The 18,174-nt window shown below is 39.2% G+C and carries 16 protein-coding genes; 4 read left to right on the forward strand and 12 right to left on the reverse strand.

The window, feature by feature from the left end; all coding sequences use genetic code 11:
- Window positions 1–21: 21 nt before the first annotated feature.
- Together ACOQO5_RS12550 and ACOQO5_RS12555 are read right to left on the reverse strand one after the other, a co-directional pair.
- The gene (locus ACOQO5_RS12550; RefSeq protein WP_420582031.1) at window positions 22–483 is read right to left on the reverse strand and encodes a DoxX family protein; all 462 of its coding nucleotides are present in this window, start codon (window positions 481–483) and stop codon (window positions 22–24) included.
- A gap of 309 nt (window positions 484–792) precedes the next feature.
- Entirely contained in the window at window positions 793–1,593 is an 801-nt protein-coding gene (locus ACOQO5_RS12555; protein WP_420582032.1) for a DUF1338 domain-containing protein, read from the reverse strand.
- A gap of 152 nt (window positions 1,594–1,745) precedes the next feature.
- Between ACOQO5_RS12555 and ACOQO5_RS12560 the strand changes: the two genes are divergently transcribed.
- The gene (locus ACOQO5_RS12560) at window positions 1,746–2,204 is read left to right on the forward strand and encodes an Lrp/AsnC family transcriptional regulator (protein ID WP_420582033.1); all 459 of its coding nucleotides are present in this window, start codon (window positions 1,746–1,748) and stop codon (window positions 2,202–2,204) included.
- Between the two features lie 27 nt (window positions 2,205–2,231).
- Here ACOQO5_RS12560 and ACOQO5_RS12565 read toward each other — a convergent pair whose 3' ends face one another.
- From ACOQO5_RS12565 to ACOQO5_RS12580, 4 genes are all read right to left on the reverse strand, one after another.
- Window positions 2,232–2,678, reverse strand: a complete 447-nt coding sequence (locus tag ACOQO5_RS12565; protein WP_420582034.1) for a hypothetical protein — start codon at window positions 2,676–2,678, stop codon at window positions 2,232–2,234.
- Window positions 2,679–2,687: 9 nt separating this feature from the next.
- Window positions 2,688–5,789: an Ig-like domain-containing protein gene (locus ACOQO5_RS12570; protein ID WP_420582035.1), complete on the reverse strand. Its 3,102-nt coding sequence runs from the start codon at window positions 5,787–5,789 to the stop codon at window positions 2,688–2,690.
- An 80-nt stretch (window positions 5,790–5,869) separates the two neighbouring features.
- Entirely contained in the window at window positions 5,870–8,491 is a 2,622-nt protein-coding gene (locus ACOQO5_RS12575) for a DUF5686 and carboxypeptidase regulatory-like domain-containing protein (RefSeq protein WP_420582036.1), read from the reverse strand.
- A gap of 82 nt (window positions 8,492–8,573) precedes the next feature.
- Window positions 8,574–9,794, reverse strand: a complete 1,221-nt coding sequence (locus ACOQO5_RS12580; protein ID WP_420582037.1) for a TCR/Tet family MFS transporter — start codon at window positions 9,792–9,794, stop codon at window positions 8,574–8,576.
- Between the two features lie 177 nt (window positions 9,795–9,971).
- Here ACOQO5_RS12580 and ACOQO5_RS12585 point away from each other — a divergent pair, with 177 nt between their 5' ends.
- A complete protein-coding gene (locus ACOQO5_RS12585) occupies window positions 9,972–10,583 on the forward strand; it encodes a DinB family protein (protein WP_420582038.1) in 612 nt (203 codons plus the stop codon).
- 56 nt (window positions 10,584–10,639) lie between these two features.
- Here ACOQO5_RS12585 and ACOQO5_RS12590 read toward each other — a convergent pair whose 3' ends face one another.
- From ACOQO5_RS12590 to ACOQO5_RS12610, 5 genes are all read right to left on the reverse strand, one after another.
- Window positions 10,640–11,023: a response regulator gene (locus ACOQO5_RS12590; protein WP_420582039.1), complete on the reverse strand. Its 384-nt coding sequence runs from the start codon at window positions 11,021–11,023 to the stop codon at window positions 10,640–10,642.
- Complete coding sequence (locus ACOQO5_RS12595; RefSeq protein WP_420582040.1) at window positions 11,010–13,316, reverse strand: PAS domain S-box protein; 2,307 nt, start codon at window positions 13,314–13,316, stop codon at window positions 11,010–11,012. The genes ACOQO5_RS12590 and ACOQO5_RS12595 overlap by 14 nt, the downstream gene beginning before the upstream one ends.
- Window positions 13,317–13,806: 490 nt before the next feature.
- Window positions 13,807–14,238 carry a DUF1987 domain-containing protein gene (locus tag ACOQO5_RS12600; protein WP_420582041.1) on the reverse strand — a complete coding sequence of 144 codons (432 nt, stop codon included), beginning with the start codon at window positions 14,236–14,238 and terminating at the stop codon, window positions 13,807–13,809.
- Window positions 14,239–14,529: 291 nt separating this feature from the next.
- Window positions 14,530–14,976 carry a GNAT family N-acetyltransferase gene (locus tag ACOQO5_RS12605; protein ID WP_420582042.1) on the reverse strand — a complete coding sequence of 149 codons (447 nt, stop codon included), beginning with the start codon at window positions 14,974–14,976 and terminating at the stop codon, window positions 14,530–14,532.
- Window positions 14,977–15,066: 90 nt separating this feature from the next.
- Window positions 15,067–15,498, reverse strand: coding sequence for a DoxX family protein (locus ACOQO5_RS12610; RefSeq protein ID WP_420582043.1), 432 nt, complete (start codon window positions 15,496–15,498; stop codon window positions 15,067–15,069).
- Window positions 15,499–16,056: 558 nt separating this feature from the next.
- On the opposite strand from ACOQO5_RS12610, the gene ACOQO5_RS12615 reads away from it, so the two are divergent.
- Together ACOQO5_RS12615 and ACOQO5_RS12620 are read left to right on the forward strand one after the other, a co-directional pair.
- On the forward strand, window positions 16,057–16,218 hold the full coding sequence (locus tag ACOQO5_RS12615) for a hypothetical protein (protein WP_420582044.1): 162 nt from the start codon (window positions 16,057–16,059) through the stop codon (window positions 16,216–16,218).
- A 151-nt stretch (window positions 16,219–16,369) separates the two neighbouring features.
- Entirely contained in the window at window positions 16,370–17,617 is a 1,248-nt protein-coding gene (locus ACOQO5_RS12620; protein WP_420582045.1) for a tetratricopeptide repeat protein, read from the forward strand.
- On the opposite strand, the gene ACOQO5_RS12625 is transcribed toward ACOQO5_RS12620, so the two are convergent.
- A complete protein-coding gene (locus ACOQO5_RS12625) occupies window positions 17,610–18,119 on the reverse strand; it encodes a helix-turn-helix domain-containing protein (protein WP_420582046.1) in 510 nt (169 codons plus the stop codon). The genes ACOQO5_RS12620 and ACOQO5_RS12625 overlap by 8 nt on opposite strands.
- Window positions 18,120–18,174 lie beyond the last annotated feature (55 nt).

Genomic DNA, 18,174 nt, shown 5'->3' on the forward strand with positions numbered 1-18,174 from the left:
GAAGAGTATGATTGAATATTTTCAATAGCCAGCCAACTCAGCTTTCCTTTTAGCATCGCGCCTACGTAATTCATCCACTGAAAAGCGACCTCCACCGAATAAGAAATAAACAATTAGCCCTACTAGCACCAAAACAGACATTTCTAATTCCATGAGATCATCCATGGTAAGAAAGTGAGTAGCATTGAAGATCACCGCACCCAAAAGAATAGGAATATTTAAAGCGCACATGACTCTGGTATAAGCACCCAGAGCGATCATCAATCCTCCGGCTGCATGCACCAAGTAGATATAGTGTGCGGCGATCACCGCCATGTATACCATACCCATGGATTGCACATTGTCAGCGAGGACTTGAAAGTTGGCCGTGAATATAAGGCCCTTGATAAAAAGAAAAATTCCGAGAACGACTCTAAGCAAGTCTAACCAAGCGGGAGCGAATCGTGCATCCATCCATTGGTCAATTTTTGTGATGAGATTCATAGTAGTGCAATTTTTTGAGGGCATATAAGTTACTCAAAATCAATGAGAAAGGCAAGAAAAGCTATTCTTGAAACTTTTCCAAGTTTGAAATTTTGGAAAAGTTAAACCTAAGTGAATCTTGATATCCGAAGGGGATTACCCGAATGCTCCTCCAGTCGAATCGGGCAATGACGGAAGAAAAAAGCCAGCCCTCGCCGAAGCGCCTGAGCTGACCTATCATTTTGGGTTAAATTTTTAACCCGATTTATGAATTAGAAAATCTACTATGAAATTCTAATACTCAATTCGGGTTGATTTAGGAGTCTTGGCTTATGAAGCCGCATTTGTACTTTCGAATATTTTGTCTGCTGATTTTGCAATGAAACCATTAAAGAGACTTCCACTAACATCTTCATATCTTCTGGCAAACTCATAGTAGCAAGAAGGGATTTCAAATGACCCTTCAGCAAACTCAATCGCCTTTTTATCTGCCAATATGCTGGACTGTTCCAACAAAGCATCCGGTGATCCTTTGATCTCTCCTCCAGAAACGTTCATTAAGAAACCATTGTTTTTCAAGAATGAGTTCATTTCTTCCAATGATTCTATCGCAGTCAACTGATTCACGTTGATGGTGAAGTGGTTGGCGCAGAAACCATAGACGTACATCCAAGCTGCATACTCTGACTCTTCTCTCAATTTCAAGTAAGTTTCGTGAGAAATCGTACCCCAAGGTCGGCCTGAATAAATGGTTGAGTCTGTCTCAATTAAGCCCAATGGAATTTCATTGATTTTTTTCAATACGATGTATTGTAGCTCTTCAGAGAATTCTTCTAACAAAAGCTCACTGATAAAAATCTTTGGCGCATTAGCATCCGGATGCTCATAGTGCTTCGCTCTCAATTTTTTAGCTTCAAAAGTGTATTCGTCTTTTTCCACATATCCACAAGCTAAAAACGACATAGCCAGTTGCTCTACGTTGATACTTGGATGATTGAACGTCCTGAATGCGATATGATCGTTGCTGATTTTTTCTCCTTTTGCTTCTAATAGTTCGTGAATTTTACCAGCTGAAGGCGTAGTTTTCACATATTCCTTCCAAAAGATGTCGATGATTTCTTCGTATTGCATGATTTAAATATTTACACGCAAAATGAAGTCATATTTTCCCAAATTAATGATATAATGAATTAATTATTTAATTAATAAATGTTTTTAAGTCATTTTTACATTTATTAAGATTAAATAAATCATTCTAACATTTTTCATTATTCATTACACTCATGATTAGTCAATTTGACGAAACAGATAAAAAAATCCTTCGCAGACTCGGCGAGAATGCACGAATTCCTTATTCTACTTTAGCCAAAGAGTTGAGCATTTCCAACACTATGGTTCATCAGCGGGTAAACAAGCTCAGACAGGCTGGCGTGATAAAGAATGCTACATTTGTTTTCGACCCCAAGGTACTAGGCTACACCACAGAAGCCATGACACGGATAGTAGTGACTAATGCTAAATACGTAAAAAGTCTGATTGCTGCTTTAAAGGAAATTCCTGAGATCGTAGAATGTTCTAATATCACTGGAAAATATGCGCTTATCATCAAGATATTTACCAAAGACAACAGCCATTTGAGAGATGTGCTATATAGCCGAATTCATCCATTGCCTGGTGTAGAGGGCACGGATACTACCATTTCTTTTGAGACTGCCTTTCAGAAAAATATAACCATTGTCTAGACTCGAATTGCTCAGCCTGTCATCAAACTATTGCATTTTAACGAGTTCCAAATTTTCAATCTTTGCGATCGACATACATTGGTCGTTATCAGATCCTTCTATTTTGTATTTAACCAAAAAGTCCTCTTCAAAAGAACCTATGGATTCCTTAGGCACTGATTTACTCTTGTATTTAGCTCCAGCAGACCTGATTTTTGTCTCTCCAGTTAATGTATAGACGCCTTTCTTTTGAATGGTTTCTACAATTTTCCCATCTTCATCAAATAGCTTCCAACTCGCCATTCTGTTTTTAAGCCAAACTTCTTCGATTGTAGCTTTTTTGTTTCCAGTGCTTTTTACCTGCACTTCATATTTGGTAATAACGTATCCGGTAGATACTCCAGGAGCAATCTCCTTAAAACTAAATTCTTCTATTTTTAGCTTCGTTCCAAAGCAAACAGCGGCGATCAATATTGTGGTAAATACAGTATTCATGATATAAGTTTATTCTGAGACTAAAAATTTCTTGGTGTACAACCCTTTGGCCGTAGATGCTTTTACCACATATACTCCAGGAGTAAGTTGGGCTTTTACATTGACATTATTGTTTTTGAATGAACTCCTTGCTGTGTAGGTCGCTTGTTTGCCTGTAATGGTATACAAGTTGATTTCAGCATATTTAATGGTCTGCCCTAAAAACTGCAAATTAATGCCATGATCAATCACGCTGACATTGAGCATATTTTCAGGTGCTGGCTTTTCTACTCCAGTAATAGCCTTAGCTGTAAAACTCCAAGTAGTTTTATCTTCGATCCCTTCGAATTTATTCCCTGCTACATCCTTGAAAGCAAAGTTTTCGATATTCACATAATACCCAACGCCTTGTTCTAATTCTTGAGTCAGACTGATTGTTGCCACGGCGTCTTCTATAGTCACTTGGTCAGATTTCACTGCTATGGTTTCCACTTCAGTATCATCATCGAAATACTTGATAATAATGGACCCTCCGGCATCTTTAATATCTTCACTAAAAGTGATTGTCAGGTCGCTGTCCAATTCTACTCCCGTTGCATCATTGGCAGGAGATGTAGCCGTGATGGTAGGTAGTATGTCATCATCCAGCGTCAAGATGTTCGTACTAAACATGCCTTTGCCATGAGTACCAATTGCTACATAACCATCTATTTTTCGTGAACGAATCATCGAGACAGGCACATTTCCTATAGTAGAAGTACCTTCTTGAGTCCAGACTGTGGAAGTACCACTTAGTGTACTGGTAGAATACAAACCTGTGGTAGTACCTACCAAATAGACATTGGTATTGTCAGTCTTTTTAAATACATGTATCCACCGAACCGCTGGCCCTGATCCAGAACCATCTACATTTTCTTCCAGATTTCCACTAATGTTGGTCCAATTGGCACCTGCATCGGTACTTTTAAAAATAGAAATCACTTCATAATTGGAAAATGTAATGAAAACATGATCAGCATTGTCTGGGTCTACATCTATGGAGCTGATGAAACCTGATGACAGACCTTTACCTGTGAAAATGTCTGTGACAGTGACTGTGGTCCCTGTATGTGCATCCGCAATTCTGTACACTTCACCGGTAGATGTTCCGATGTACACCACATTGGCTGGGGTAACTGAGGTTTCTAATGCCGTGATGTTACCAGAAAGAGTTGTCGCTCCAAAGTCGAGGGTCGCCCAACCATCGCTGGTTCCATTAAATGGATGTCCATTTTCATTAATTGTGGATATAGAATTGTTTCTCCATAATTCTTTGTTTGCAGCATAGTACATGATATCGTCGTCATTTCGGTCCAAAATAAATGGTGAAATAAAGGAGTTGAAACTGCTAGATCCACGCGTATCAGGATTCACACCATGTCCCCCTTGACTTCCAGCAGGCATTCTTTGAACGTTGCCATATTGTTGGGAAATGTACCAGTTTTCAGTGCCTGAAGAAACTGCATTCCAGGCTCCATCCCCTCCGTGAGGTTGCTCTATCCAGTCAGCTGTACCGGATATGTTGTCCGTCGCATAATTTCCATTATCCTGAAAACCTGCCACAATTACGGCGCTGTTTTCCGTAGTAGGGTCGATGGAAATGGCATACGCTTGCGTGGTATACATGCCTTTGTTCAAATTGCTCCAAGTCACCGGATGGGTACTGTTTGTCGCCAAAATGTTGGTGGTTAAACTTAGCCCTCCATCATGTCCGCACAACGCCTTATCGGGATCACTTGGAAAAAACACCAACTCGTGTACATCTGGGTGATGATTGGGGTATTGGCTTATATTGTTTAATGGAGAATAACCTCCTATCCACCCGCCTGCATCTATTGCGGTAGCGAATCCATCAGTCGACCGCCATAACTTTGTATCCCCAATGAAGACAGTGTTTTCATCATCTGGTTTCACACGGATCACCATATTGTACGCGCCTTGTGTATTAAAGTCTCCTACATCACCTCCTAAGTTTGGAATATTGTCAGACATATCGGTCCATACCGGATCACTCTCATCATATTCATATTTAGCTAATACGTCATTTGTTAATTCAGTATCTGCGACTAAGGCATTCCCATGCATTAAAAACCACACCACATCTGTATTGCTTGGTGCGATGGAAACTCTTATTCTCTCCCATGATCCTCCAAAATAGCCTGCTGGACTTATATCTTCCCAGGCCAAGCCATCAGTCGATCTATAAAATCCACTCTTGTTTACAGCATCAGTGTTATGTGCACTTGCATAATAAACAACAGCAGGAGACGCTCCGGCGGGTTTAACTTCTGCCACATCTATGTGGACGGCATCTCCAAATCTAGGATCTCCGCTCAACTCAAAAACCTGGTTCCAAGTAGTTCCTCCATCTGAGGATCTATAAATTCCTCCCATATTGGTCACCAAAACGGCTCCACTCAAAGGGTCAACTGCTATATCATCACAAATTTGCCACTCCAAGCGTAATCCTTCTCCAAAAAGGGTAGTATTCTCAGGGACTGTATTAGCCAATTGTGACCAAGTAATTCCATTGTCCGTAGATTTATACACTCCGTCTCCAATATACTGCTGCGAGGCCTGATTCGTATTTACTGATTCTTTTCCTTCTCCTGTGATGTAGTACCATGTATCCTGGGCGGTTGGGTCTTGTGCTACTCCAGTGATGGATGGGTTGGATTGAGGATTAGATACCAAAGTCCAGGAAGCTCCGCCATCGGTCGTCCTGTACATGCCACCTGAGGTACCGCCAGCCAATATGATGTCTTCGTTTCTTGGGTCGATGCCTATGGCTTTTGTCCTGCCAGCCTGATTGAATGGGCCGCGTTGATCCCAAGACTGATCGGCCAACGTTCTACCTGCTGACTCTGGCCTGAACCTAGCATCCAAGCGAGCGGATGCGGATTTCACAAATTGTAATTCTTTTTGTCGAATGCCTTGAGGTACTTGGTTCGTAGATGGGTTTTTGTACATTTCGTACTCGTGTGCCAACCTGGCTTGTCTGTTTTCTTTGACCCTAGGGATTTCTTGGGCAGCAGAGGGATTCACTATAGCGAAAGCCATCGCTATGAGGAATAGTTTACAGCTTGTTCTCATATCAGTCAGTTGTTGAGGAAGTATTTAAATTTTAACTATAGCCAAAATGGTTATAGCAATATACAAGAATGCGCTGGAGTCTAATCAAAATTAAACATTTCTTCGAGGAATGCCGCAACTCCAAATCGAATACCCCAATCTATATAAGCTCCATCTTGAAAAGCTGCTACTGCTTCTACCCTAAACAACCGGAATATATTGTCAATACTATAACCTGCCTCCGTATAATGGAGCGAGGATTTTGTACCCAGGTAATTCACAAAAACACTCTCTTTCACTCCTCTTTTTCTGGCGAATATAAACCTTGAGAAAAAAAACTTTCTAAACTGATAATGAGTCAACAGGTTGAAATAAGATCCATCTGTACTTAAATTGTAATAAGGTAGTAATCGGTAACTCTTCACCACATCTATGTCCTGTATGGGCGTTCTGTTTCCCATAAAGTGGTTGTAATCAAGAAAAGTAATACTATCCTTTGCCAGGAATCCTCCTCCTCCGAGTCGGAAACTCAGTCTACCACGGATGCCTACGTCCAACGAATGGGTAACATCGGCAGACCACTTGTGGTAAGAGATTTGAGCTGCGCTTACGGGGATTGCATTGTCATAAGCAATGGTCAATTCTGGTGAAGACCGATTGATACTCTCTCTTTCATTGTTTTTAATGTAATACTTCAACCATGGTTTCATCGTCACACTCAATCCAGTCATGAATACTTGATGTTGAAAAAAGGCAGTATTACCCAGCTCTACGTTGACCGGTGCGTTGGGGGTGTATTCTCTATCCTTTTTATTAAACCATGTATGGCTCGTCTGATTATCTAAGGGTATGCGATTGGCATATTCGGCAGTTACATCCACACGATATTTATCCGTGATTTTTTTCTGAAACTTTAATCCCACGAATTCTTTTTGATAGAGCTTCATGTAGTTGCTCTCTAGCATCAGTGTCGTCAAGGAGTTGATTATTGGAATTATCGGTTCATCGGGATTGATTTGATATACATATCTCCCTCCTTCAGCTATGAGATTCTGCTCGCCAAATTTGTAAGTAGTTCGCAACTTGCTCTGTAGCTGACGGATGGAAAACCCATACCTTACCTGCGGAGCTATTTCGAGCCAGGTTTTGTTATCAAATGTCTTGGTATATGCCAGTTCATAAGAGAAATTATACCCCTCTACAGAGTTGAAATTGAGAGTCAACAGTGGGTTCATTATTTCCAGATGAGCTTTGTCTCCAACCTTGTATGTATTACCCAAAAGCAAGTCATAGATTTTAAAGCCTTCCTTTCCTCTTTTCGTCTTTATTGTATCTCCTTCCGATTCTTTTTTATCCACCAGTGCCATACTGTCCATTTTGTGGTAGCCCTTAATTTCATAGTCAGATAATGGAATCGGTCTTACAGACTGCCAAAAGCTTGAGTCCTTCTTAAATGCCAGCGAATCGATTGTGATATTAGTGATATATTGAATATCCCGAACGGTATCTTTCTCACTCTCCATCTTTTCATATTCACGCATCAGTTTACGCATCTCTTTGCGAGTCATTTCTTTTCCAGACTGCATTTTTTCGAGCACCTCGGTATTCACCTCTTTGTTCTGAGCCTCCAATTTGGCAGCCAATTCTTTATCGACTTTTTCATCGATCAATACCAGTTCTACATCCAGATCCTTGTTCATTTCAATTTGGTAATTCTTAACCGTGGCCAAATAATTATACTCAAATTCAAATCCGAAAAAAGTTCCATCCACATCGAACTGATGACTGATAGGAAGCCAGGCTTTATTATCTATTGGATTGTAAATCTGATTGATAATAAAATTGATGCCCAAATAACTAGTTTTCAAATTGAGACTATGAATGCTCCAATAATCTTCAATAATTGAAATTTCGCCTTCGAATACATCATCACCTCTCGATCTAGGAATGACCCGAATGGTACTGTATTCATAATTTTGATCCCTATAAGTACCCAAGTATTCAAAGCGATAATAACCAAAGGCTTTCGGTGATAATGGAGAAATAGCATTGGCCAATTTTGGCTCGTAGAAGCTGCCTTTGAGGTATTCCATGGGGCTGGTACTATTATCCTCACCACTACTGCGAATGGAAATCACCTCCTCTTCGTATTTGTTTGGTCGCGTGTATTTCACTTTTGAAATCGATTCGGATACGAATGCAGTGGTAGAATCGACTCCTTCTTTGGCCATCGCCTTGCGCAAAAAGAAAGGTGAGTCTATCAGTCGTCCAGATCCTTTGATATATACCTCAGCCTCATAACTATCCAGTTGCTGTTGATGAAACTTTGCTTTGGCTATCGCTTTTCGCATGATGGTATAGGCAGGATCTTCCTTCCCTGCTCGCACCTCTACATCTCGCAATACTATAGTCTGTGGTTCGAGTTTCACTTTCACTTGAGTAAAAGCACCCGACACTTCCACAAATTTCACTACGGACTTATAACCCATATATTGAAATACCAAATCGTATTTACCGGCAGGTAGTGGATATTCAAAGTAGCCTTGATCATTAGAAGTCGTACCCGTTTCTATATTTCGAACATAAATAGTCGCATAAGGCAAAGGATCACCATTAGAGGCTTGGATGGTGCCTTTGATGCCCTGAGCATCAGCATTATACAATACCAACATAAGTGTAAAAAAAAGCAAGATGCTTTTGAGCGTTCCAGATAAGTTGAGCATGAGTAGGTTTTCGTTTGAGTTTTTGTATTAGTCTCCTATAGGATGCAAAAGTTACAGATTCGGTTGCTTCAAGTAAAAAAAATCAACCAAACACACTGGCATACTTACGAAGTGTTCTATAAGCAAAGCCGATACTCATAAAAGTGAATATGGCTCCCATCAAATAGGGAGCCCCGGGAAAATAGACTCCAAGAGAGTCATTAGTGAACCTGGCAAATAAATCGGTCATCATGGGCGGGCCTACAATAGCTGTGAGGCTAATCATACTGGTAATGGCTCCTTGCAGCTCTCCTTGTTGATCTTCTGGAATTTGCCCGGTCATGATGCTTTGTAGTGATGGACCGGCAAATCCACTCAAGGCATATGGAATCATAAAAACAAACATCATCCACCCTTCTGAAGCAAACGCAAATAATACGAAACCAATAAAGTATAAAACAAGGCCCAAGTACACTCCGTTTCGATCGCCAATTTTAGGAATCACCACTCGGATCAACCCACCTTGTACAATAGCCACCATCAAACCCACAAATCCCAGAGAATAACCGACCATTTTTACATCCCATCCAAATTTTTCCATGGTGTAATAGGCCCAAGTGCTTTGCGTGGCATGAGAGGCCAAGTACACAAAAAACATAGAAACCATCAAACTAATGGTCACAGGAAATTTCTTTAGTTGAACAAGGGAGCCTATAGGATTAGCTCGCTTCCAACTAAATTTTCTTCTCTTGTCCTTAGCCAATGATTCAGGTAAAATGAAATAACCGTACAACCAATTGAGCAGGGTCAGTCCAGCCGCTGCAATAAAAGGCACTCTAGAACCATACGCTCCAAGCAATCCTCCGATCACTGGCCCTATAATGAAGCCCAAGCCGAAGGCCGCACCTATCATTCCGAAATTTTTCGCTCGATCAGCCGGCTTGCTAATGTCAGCGATGTAAGCCGAAGCCGTAGTCATACTAGCTCCTGTAACACCTGCCAATATTCTACCAACAAACAACCACCCGATAGTTGGCGCCCAGGCGAGTAACAGATAATCTACACCGAACCCAAAAAGTGACGCCAACAACACTGGCCTTCTACCAAACTGATCTCCCAATCCACCCATAATTGGTGAAAAGAAAAATTGAACAAATGCATAAGCAAACATTAACCACCCGCCATATAATGCAGCATCTGCCAATGAACCATTAATCAATTCTTTGATTAAATCAGGAATCACAGGAATGATGATTCCTAATCCCGTAACGTCAACTAATAGTGTGATGAAAATAAAAGTAAGCGAAGCTTTAGATTGGTTCATTCTGGAATGTTTTGATCGAAGATACGAGATATTGCATGCATTGTTCGCTATCCAACAAAAGACAACGCAAAAAATTGAATTGAATCGCTAAGTTCTGATTATCTTAATTGAGATTTTCTAAAAAAATTGTCCTAAATACACAAAACCAATCGTCATTCTTCCAAACAATTAAACATTATGAAAAATTTAAAATCAATATTACTCGTTCAGATTTTACTGCTGACTGGGCTTTCCACATTGGCTCAATCCCTCACCAAGGCGGAAAAAAGCACTGCCATTAACCATCTTAAACAATCTCAAAGTGAATTGCTGATTGCTGTCAAAGATTTGTCAGAAGATCAGCTCAACTACATGCCAGATGAAGGGGTCTGGTCGATTGCACAAACTATGGAGCATATAGCCATTTCTGAAAAGAATATTTTTGGTTTGGTGGAAATGACATTAAAAACTGATCCAGATCCTTCCAAAAGAAGTGAAGTTCTGATGACTGATGAGCAATTACTTGCAATGATTACAAGTCGTGAACAAAAAGTAAAAACTCGACCAGAGTTCGAGCCCACGAATAGTTTTGGCACATTCCAAAGTTCATTAGATGCTTTTAATGCACAACGCAAATCCAATATTGCATTTGTAAAAAAGACTAAAGAAGATTTAAGAAACAGATACTTCGACTTCCCATTTGGAAAGGTTGACGCCTATCAAGTAATCCTTTTCATGAGTGGGCATTCGCAGCGCCATATGAAGCAAATTGTAGAAGTAATCCAAAGTGATGGGTTCCCAAGCTCTTAATTTTTGTCAGTTGCTTTAGTTGAAACTCTATATGTTTCTTCTAAAGCAGCTTGCTTTTAGATAAAATTCAACACTTCATCAAGCTTATCCTTATTTAATGGTTTCGACAAAAAGCCTTTGACTAGCCTATGAGATTTGGCTTTTTCAATATCATCCGGGTTGATAGATGAGGTGAGCATGACTACTGGAATATCCTTACTCACCGTCATCTCAGAAAATTTTTCCAAAAATTCCCACCCATCCATTACTGGCATATTAATATCCAAAAGGATCAAATCAGGTAAATGTTCATTGTTTGCCTCCAAATGCTCAATGGCTACCTGGCCGTTTCGAACCTCCACACATTCTAAAAAGGATTCATGTTGACGAAGCGCCAAATTGATCACATAGGAAGATATGGGATCGTCTTCTACTACTAAAACCAAGTCAATAATTCTCATCAAAGTAAATTGTAAATGTGGTGCCTTTCCCTAGTTCGCTTGCGACTTCAATGCGTCCTCTCATGGCTTCTATTTGATTCTTTGTAATGTACAGCCCAAATCCTCTAGCATCTTCATTATCATGGAATGTTTTGTACATACCAAAAATTTTATCTCCATGTGCCTCCATGTTTATTCCTAGTCCATTGTCAGCAATCCTGACTCGAATTTCCCCACGCTTGAGTGCTTTGGCGCTTATTTTAATTATTGATTTTCTGGTTTGATTTCGATATTTAACCGCATTTCCTATTAGATTCAATAAGATGCTGTCTAAATATGCAGGTATAATATGCACTGTCAAATCGGTTGGTATATTTGTTTTGACAGTTACGCTACTTTCAAGAATCTCCAGATTCAATACCTGTAGCGTCTTCTCAACTTCTTTTAATAAATTTCTTTTCTCAATGGGCTTGTTGAAATTCTGATTGACCGTGATAATTTCATTGAGATTCATAATGGTCTCTTCTAGTTGACTCGTGCTATTTTTCAACATTTGAAACATTTTCTCCTTTTCCTTTTCATCTGTGGTGATTTCCATAAAGGAGACCAGAGAAGTAAGGTTCGCACTATGCGAACGAATATTGTGCGATACAATATTGGCAAAATTTTGTAGGCGCTTATTTTGATCACTGGTGACATTCAAAAGGTCCTGCAGCTCCTTTTGCTTTTCGTTTTTAGTGGTTACATCACGAAGAATACCTTGATGAAATATTTTGTTTCCCTCCTCATCATATTGATAGAAACCGTGGTCTTCTACCCATATCTCTGTCCCATCCTTTTTCTTTAATCTATATTGATTCGTATGTTTAAATCTGTCTTCATGTTTGAAATACAAATCGTCTTTGATATTAATGGCAAGTAACTCTTCTTCTGAATCATAACCCAACATAGATACTAGAGCAGGACTTACTTCTACAAACTTACCTTCGGGTGTACTTTTATAAATACCATCCAGAGAATTTTCGAAAATTGTTCGGTATCGTCTCTCACTATTTCGAAGAATTTCTTCTGCCTCTATCCGTTCGGTTATATCTCTCATTATAGCCTGAACATATTGTCCATTGCCAAAACTCAATTCTGTCAATGCTACATCTACAGTAAACAATGATCCATCTCCTTTGGTATGCAGCCATTCAAAACTGCCAATAGGCACATCACGATCAGATCGCTGACCGTCTGGTTGATATTCTGGTGAAAGTTCATGAGGCCTGCGACCGATAAGATCCTCTTTCTCTCTACCAAAAACTTTCGTAGTAATATCATTGCATTCGATAATCACATCATCTTTCAAAATGAAAATAGCGTCATTGGCTTTAGAAAAAAGTGTTTGATACTTTTCCCTTTCTTTTTTCAGCTCGTCTCTTGCTTGTTTGGCAGCTGTGATGTCTCTAGAAATCCCAGAGAGATGAGTACAACGCCCCTTGAAATCAAAAACTGGGGTAATTTTAGTTTCAACCGTTAGTGAACTCTCCCCTGAGCCAAATTCGATTTGATAAGCAACAGGTTTTTTGGTTTCTATGGCTTGAAGATAATGAGCGAGGATTATTTTGGCCCTTTTGGTGTCCCATATGTCTTCAACAGTTTTTCCTATTACCTCATGCTTGTTTTTCCCTGTTAGCTCCAAATAGGCACGATTCACAGAAACACATCGGTATGTATTCTCCGGTTCGACCTCCATCAGAAAGATAAGATCATTGGTACTACTATAAATCAGATTAAAGCTTTTCTCTCTGGCTTCCAAATTTTCCAGGTGCCTGGCTTGTACTACTTTGATGGCCACCATAGAGGCAATGGTGGTAAGGATATTTAAATGTATAGGTTGAAAAAAATCCTTGTCGGGGTGTTCTGAATCAATGATACCTATGAGTTCATTCTCATGTATAATGGGTATGGTGATTTCTGAAAACCTCCACTGATCATCAGTGATGTAATCATCGCTCAAGCTAGTGTCGTTGGTGATTCTAGCCTTTTTATCAACTGCCGTTTTACCTACTATACCGGTTCCCATTTTGATAACCGCAGCACTCGAATCACGTCGTTCTTTGTTTTTGTAGGCTTGTGAGGCTACCTGAATAAGATTCTCCTTATTTTCATCCAACAGGTAAATGGCACAATCATAAAAATCCAGTTTTGAAACTACATTGTCAATTACACTCCATAGCGTTTCCTTGATCGTACTCTGATTGAGTAGACCGACGGCAAATTGATTAATAATATCTAGGTATCGTTCTTCCTGAATCTCCGTGCTAGACATTTTGGTGAATTTATCTATTCTTCATTCGAGGAAGCGCAGTTTACCTATGTAAGGAACTCAAATGACAACCCTCTCTCTGTATTAAATTTAATAAAAAAAAGGAGGAAAAGTGAGCGAACAATTACGACCAAGGGGTTGTAACCGTTAGAAATCCTAGTTTAGAAAGAGATAAAAACAAAAAAGGTTACGCTCTCGCGTAACCTTAACCACCTTAATAAATTACTTCAAAGCCTTCGATTAATACCTTTTATTTCCCATAGCTGGTAATAACGAACCCATCTTCACAGTCTATTTTCAGGTAATTGATAATGACTGCTTTTCCTTCCTTCTACTGCTGGCTCCTTAGTAATTATATTATTACGCTAAGCATCGTGCATGCTAGCACGAACCCGAAGGTCAATATTGTTCCCAACACCACTTGCTTCACTGTTTTTTCTGCTGACTTGAATTTCGGTTTCATAACTCTTTTGTTTTCTGTCCAATTAATATTTTATGCCGCGTTTAGTTGCGGTTCTTCTTCTGTTTCTTCACCAAGAGAATTGATCACTGGTACTGATACGAAATTGAATTCATATCCAAAGAATGAGCTAAAATCTTCACCCGCTTCCAACATATCGTCATCATCATTCTCGTAATACCAGTTTACAATTACTCTTTTTCCTAGCTGATTAATACTATCCAATTTTCTTAGTAAGTTGAATATGCATTTAGAAGAGCTCGTATTGAAATATTCAAACGCAAGGTTTACAGTAATATTACCCTTATGACTTTCTACGTACTTGTCCATATTCACTAATAATGAACCGTAAAAATTCAACGGGTTTTCAGGACTCGACTTCCCTCTTAGATCTAACAATTCCTTTTTTGGATTGAAGTAAACTGATGGTGTTACTCTAGATGATCTAATAAAATACCCTTGCATAGCTCTAAATTTTTAATCCAAATCAACTTATTCGTTGTGAATAATAAATTTCTATGGTTCAAAGATGAGCAGCTCCTAGCTATAATAAAATACAGGATATCCGTAAATAGATTTTTACGCAATCAGGAAACGAATTGACGATTCTAAGATGTCAAAAATGAAAAAGTACCAGTATTGACTCCAAATGGACATTTTAAATTTTGAAAGGTCTAAAAATCATAGGCAAATTACCTATCTCATAAGCAAATCCTCCAAAAGGAGTCAAATAGAGTCGTTTTCAGACCCTCCTTTTCAACAGAGTGACCACAGCATTGGATAGCAAATAATCTCTTCATTCGAAATTTTATCGCCAGAATGTTGGAATCCAAGAGCCTCATACAAGCCAACTGCATGGCTGGATGAAAAAACAGTCACTGTATCCAACTGGAGTTGGGAAAGCATATAATTCCACAAAGCACTCGCGATTCCTTTATGATGGTAATCTTGATGCACGAATAAATTAAATAAGTGGTTGGGCTTTTTAATAGCGATCAAACCAACGAGGGTGTCTGATTCAAAAGCACCCCAATACGCAAACCCTTCATCCATATTTTTTCGCATACCATTATCCAGCACATTTTCTTTAAAATTCTTATAGCCCTTTTCCGAAAAGTCTCTTCGACTGAATACATCACTAACTGATTCAATCAATCGACTGGCTACTTCGATATCTTCCGATGTGAGTGATCTAAAATCCATATCGACAAAATAAAAAAATCCTGACGAGCCAACCTAAGTTGCCTGTCAGGATTAAAACCAACCTCAAATACTTGAATTAAATATTATGCATTAGTCCCAATCGCCCTTTCCCTTTGATAGGCTGTATTGGCCAGACCCTAAAAAGGCAACACCAATTCCTCCTACCAGATACAACGCAAGGAGTTCAATGGCCCATCCACCATGGTCATTCAAACTAAATATGTCTCCTGTATGAACGAGTAACAGTGCCACCAACATGGTAGACGACATTACTAATCCAGCAAGTTTAGATTTATAACCCACCAGAATCAAAAGCGGGGCTACAAACTCTCCTACAACAACTCCGTAACCAATGAAGCCTGGTATCCCCATACCTTCGAGCATACCGGCAATTCCGCTAGCTCCTCCTGTGAGTTTGCTATAGCCATGAAAGACCATCCCAAAGCCAAGAATTAATCGAATTAAAAACTTGCCAATGTCCTCTGCATGAGGACCACTAAAAATCTGTGCTACTTTTTTCATTTAAAGTTTATGTATAAGGGGCATAACAGAATGTTCAAAAGGGGAAATTTTTAAAAAAGGGCGGTAATACCGCAATACGGCACGCGTTGGCCGTTTTTAAGGCATGGGCTCCCAAATCGAGCACAGAAACAAAATGTGCATATCCTTTCATTTTCTTCAATTCTACTTCAATAATATTCAAATATAGTCACGCAATTGATTCTATCGCTTGAATCGGCCTTTAATTATGTTTCAACGGTGTTTTTATTGAATTGAAAGTGTTTTTCAAAGCGGCTTTGTAAATAGGCAAGACTTCCCGATTTTGAGGCTCAAATATGGGCTGGGGGGACAGTTGGGGGGACAGTTGGGGGGACATTAGCGAGTATGTTGAAGGGTAGTTGAATTGATTAACTGGTAAAAAAACATAGAAAATCAGCATATTGAAAAAAGAAAGCTCCCCTTTAATGCAATGTAATACAGCAAAATAGCCTAATACAACTAGCTGCAATTCAATTAGTTATACAAAATTTAGTTAGATTTACATCTCTTAGTATTATTATAAAAACCACAAATTGAATCATGAAAACACTTAAATTCACAATTATCGCTCTTTTCCTATCTATCACTATCACTTCTTGTGGAGGTGAAGATTCATTTACGGAAGTAGAAGAAAGTATAGCTACTGAAAAATCTAACGCGGATCACGGAAACACAAGTGACGAAGACCCAGTGGCTCCTTGATATAGGTATAACTACCTACAAGCCTTCTACGCGAATCTCTAATTTTTAATAGAATTATAGGTTCGCGTTTTTTATTTGCGGCCTAATTCAATAATTTCGACTTGCTTAGCAGCGAGAGAAAATAAATTTAATAACATCAATCAACAGAAGGATGAGGAACGTCGCCCTTGCCTATATGTTGAGCTGGATTGCTGTGTCCGCCCTTGCCGATCAAAAATCTAACCTCGACAGCTTATATAGGCTTACTTATTACGAAGAAAACACTGATCTGTGCCAGGAGTATCTAGCACAGGCAATTACTATTTCTGATCAGTCAAAACCCCACTTGAAAAAGCTATTTAATTTTCATCACGTAATAGGGAAAAAGTATGCGAAAGCGAATAATCAGATTGAAGCTCTAAAGCAATACGGGCAGGCTCTTTTTATTGCCGACAAACTGAAAGACCTAAACTTACAACGGAAGTGCGCAGTCATAACTTCAAAACTTCATCAGCAATCAGGTGAATATGTAACAGCGGCCAAATACACAACAGAAGCTCTGGAGCTGAGTAAGGAACTAGGAAATAAAAAACTAGAAGCTCAGTATTACTATGATCTAGGCATCATTTATGCCTATTCTTTAGATATTGAAAAATCAGTCTTATCGCTAGAAAATGCCTATGATTTGTATAAAACAATGAATGATGGCAATGGTCTGAGTTTTACATTAATGGAACTAGGGATATGCTCTTATCACGTAGGCAACTATCAAGAAGCAATTGATTATTACTATGAAGCTATACGAATCAATAATCAGTCAGATATTTTAAAATCTAAGGTGTACAACAATCACTCGCTGGCGCTCATGGCTCTTGGGGACACTGCCAGGTCGATGCAAATGGTGAAGAAGTCTATTGATTTGAAATTGAGTTTAGGTAATACGGACGCCTTAGTTCCGGCTCTCAATAACCTGGGCATGTTCTTCTTGAAGAAAAATGAACTAGACAGCTCGTTGCATTATTTTTTAGCAGCATACAACCAAAACACAATGACCGGAAATGATGGAGCCAATGCTTTTGAATTGAAGGAGAGCTATACTTATTTGGACTCGATACAAATCCTGAAAGATGAAAAATATTTATTAACTGATCTAGGTGTGTATAAGAGATACGGAGAGTTTTTGATATGGAGTGTCAGTAAATCTCAATTCATAGAGTCGGAAGCAGCCAAATATGAAGTAGACCGAGTGAATTTTAGGCACGACCGAGAAACAGAACGAAATCATTACCATTTATTATTGGGAGTAATGGCCTTCCTCCTGTTAGCTTCAATCGTCAAGAGTATTGTTAGGTATCAGCGGGCCAAACAAAAGAAAATAGAGATGCTCAATAAAATAGCAGAGATTGATTTGATTACTTAGTTGGGAAATTGTCAAGATTTTGCATCATATAGTCCCTCAACGCTTCATACTTCTTCATCTGAACAACCAAGGCCTCCTTGTCATCACTCATTTGCTTATACATCTGCATTACTAATGTCTTAAGATTCTGTGCAACGATTTTTGGCAATGCATCTTTTGATTCTAAAGCCACCAAGTAGTTGAGAATGTCATCACCGGGTTTAATATCAAGGTGATTTTGATAAGGTGACTTGTCCTCAAGAATCATAGAGCCACTTCCCATTGCAGGGTCGCTATACTTGACAATGTCAAACAAATCATCCCGTGAAATGTCAAGGGCAATCATAATCTTTTGGATGATAGTCTCCCCCGGCATACTGTTTCCGCCCTCATACATGCTCACTGTATTGCGCTGAACGCCTATTTCGGCACTCAGATCATCTTGAGTCATCTTTTTTACCTTTCTGGCCTTTTTCAGATTCCTCCCAAAATTTTCACGTATGGCTTGACTTTTTTCGTCCATTTGCTTGACAATGTCAATTCTATTGACTTTAATTGTTCCTGTAAATCAAGCAAAA

The sequence above is a fragment of the Reichenbachiella sp. genome, assembly GCF_965223055.1.
GTDB lineage: Bacteria > Bacteroidota > Bacteroidia > Cytophagales > Cyclobacteriaceae > Reichenbachiella.

What these genes read in the sequence shown, in the direction of transcription:
- ACOQO5_RS12570 (WP_420582035.1), bottom strand. Translation starts at nt 5,789, where the DNA reads ATGAGAACAAGCTGTAAACTATTCCTCATAGCGATGGCTTTCGCTATA.
- ACOQO5_RS12585 (WP_420582038.1), top strand. Translation starts at nt 9,972, where the DNA reads ATGAAAAATTTAAAATCAATATTACTCGTTCAGATTTTACTGCTGACT.
- ACOQO5_RS12555 (WP_420582032.1), bottom strand. Translation starts at nt 1,593, where the DNA reads ATGCAATACGAAGAAATCATCGACATCTTTTGGAAGGAATATGTGAAA.
- ACOQO5_RS12600 (WP_420582041.1), bottom strand. Translation starts at nt 14,238, where the DNA reads ATGCAAGGGTATTTTATTAGATCATCTAGAGTAACACCATCAGTTTAC.
- ACOQO5_RS12580 (WP_420582037.1), bottom strand. Translation starts at nt 9,794, where the DNA reads ATGAACCAATCTAAAGCTTCGCTTACTTTTATTTTCATCACACTATTA.
- ACOQO5_RS12620 (WP_420582045.1), top strand. Translation starts at nt 16,370, where the DNA reads ATGAGGAACGTCGCCCTTGCCTATATGTTGAGCTGGATTGCTGTGTCC.
- ACOQO5_RS12615 (WP_420582044.1), top strand. Translation starts at nt 16,057, where the DNA reads ATGAAAACACTTAAATTCACAATTATCGCTCTTTTCCTATCTATCACT.
- ACOQO5_RS12625 (WP_420582046.1), bottom strand. Translation starts at nt 18,119, where the DNA reads ATGGACGAAAAAAGTCAAGCCATACGTGAAAATTTTGGGAGGAATCTG.
- ACOQO5_RS12565 (WP_420582034.1), bottom strand. Translation starts at nt 2,678, where the DNA reads ATGAATACTGTATTTACCACAATATTGATCGCCGCTGTTTGCTTTGGA.
- ACOQO5_RS12575 (WP_420582036.1), bottom strand. Translation starts at nt 8,491, where the DNA reads ATGCTCAACTTATCTGGAACGCTCAAAAGCATCTTGCTTTTTTTTACA.
- ACOQO5_RS12605 (WP_420582042.1), bottom strand. Translation starts at nt 14,976, where the DNA reads ATGGATTTTAGATCACTCACATCGGAAGATATCGAAGTAGCCAGTCGA.
- ACOQO5_RS12590 (WP_420582039.1), bottom strand. Translation starts at nt 11,023, where the DNA reads ATGAGAATTATTGACTTGGTTTTAGTAGTAGAAGACGATCCCATATCT.
- ACOQO5_RS12610 (WP_420582043.1), bottom strand. Translation starts at nt 15,498, where the DNA reads ATGAAAAAAGTAGCACAGATTTTTAGTGGTCCTCATGCAGAGGACATT.
- ACOQO5_RS12560 (WP_420582033.1), top strand. Translation starts at nt 1,746, where the DNA reads ATGATTAGTCAATTTGACGAAACAGATAAAAAAATCCTTCGCAGACTC.
- ACOQO5_RS12550 (WP_420582031.1), bottom strand. Translation starts at nt 483, where the DNA reads ATGAATCTCATCACAAAAATTGACCAATGGATGGATGCACGATTCGCT.
- ACOQO5_RS12595 (WP_420582040.1), bottom strand. Translation starts at nt 13,316, where the DNA reads ATGTCTAGCACGGAGATTCAGGAAGAACGATACCTAGATATTATTAAT.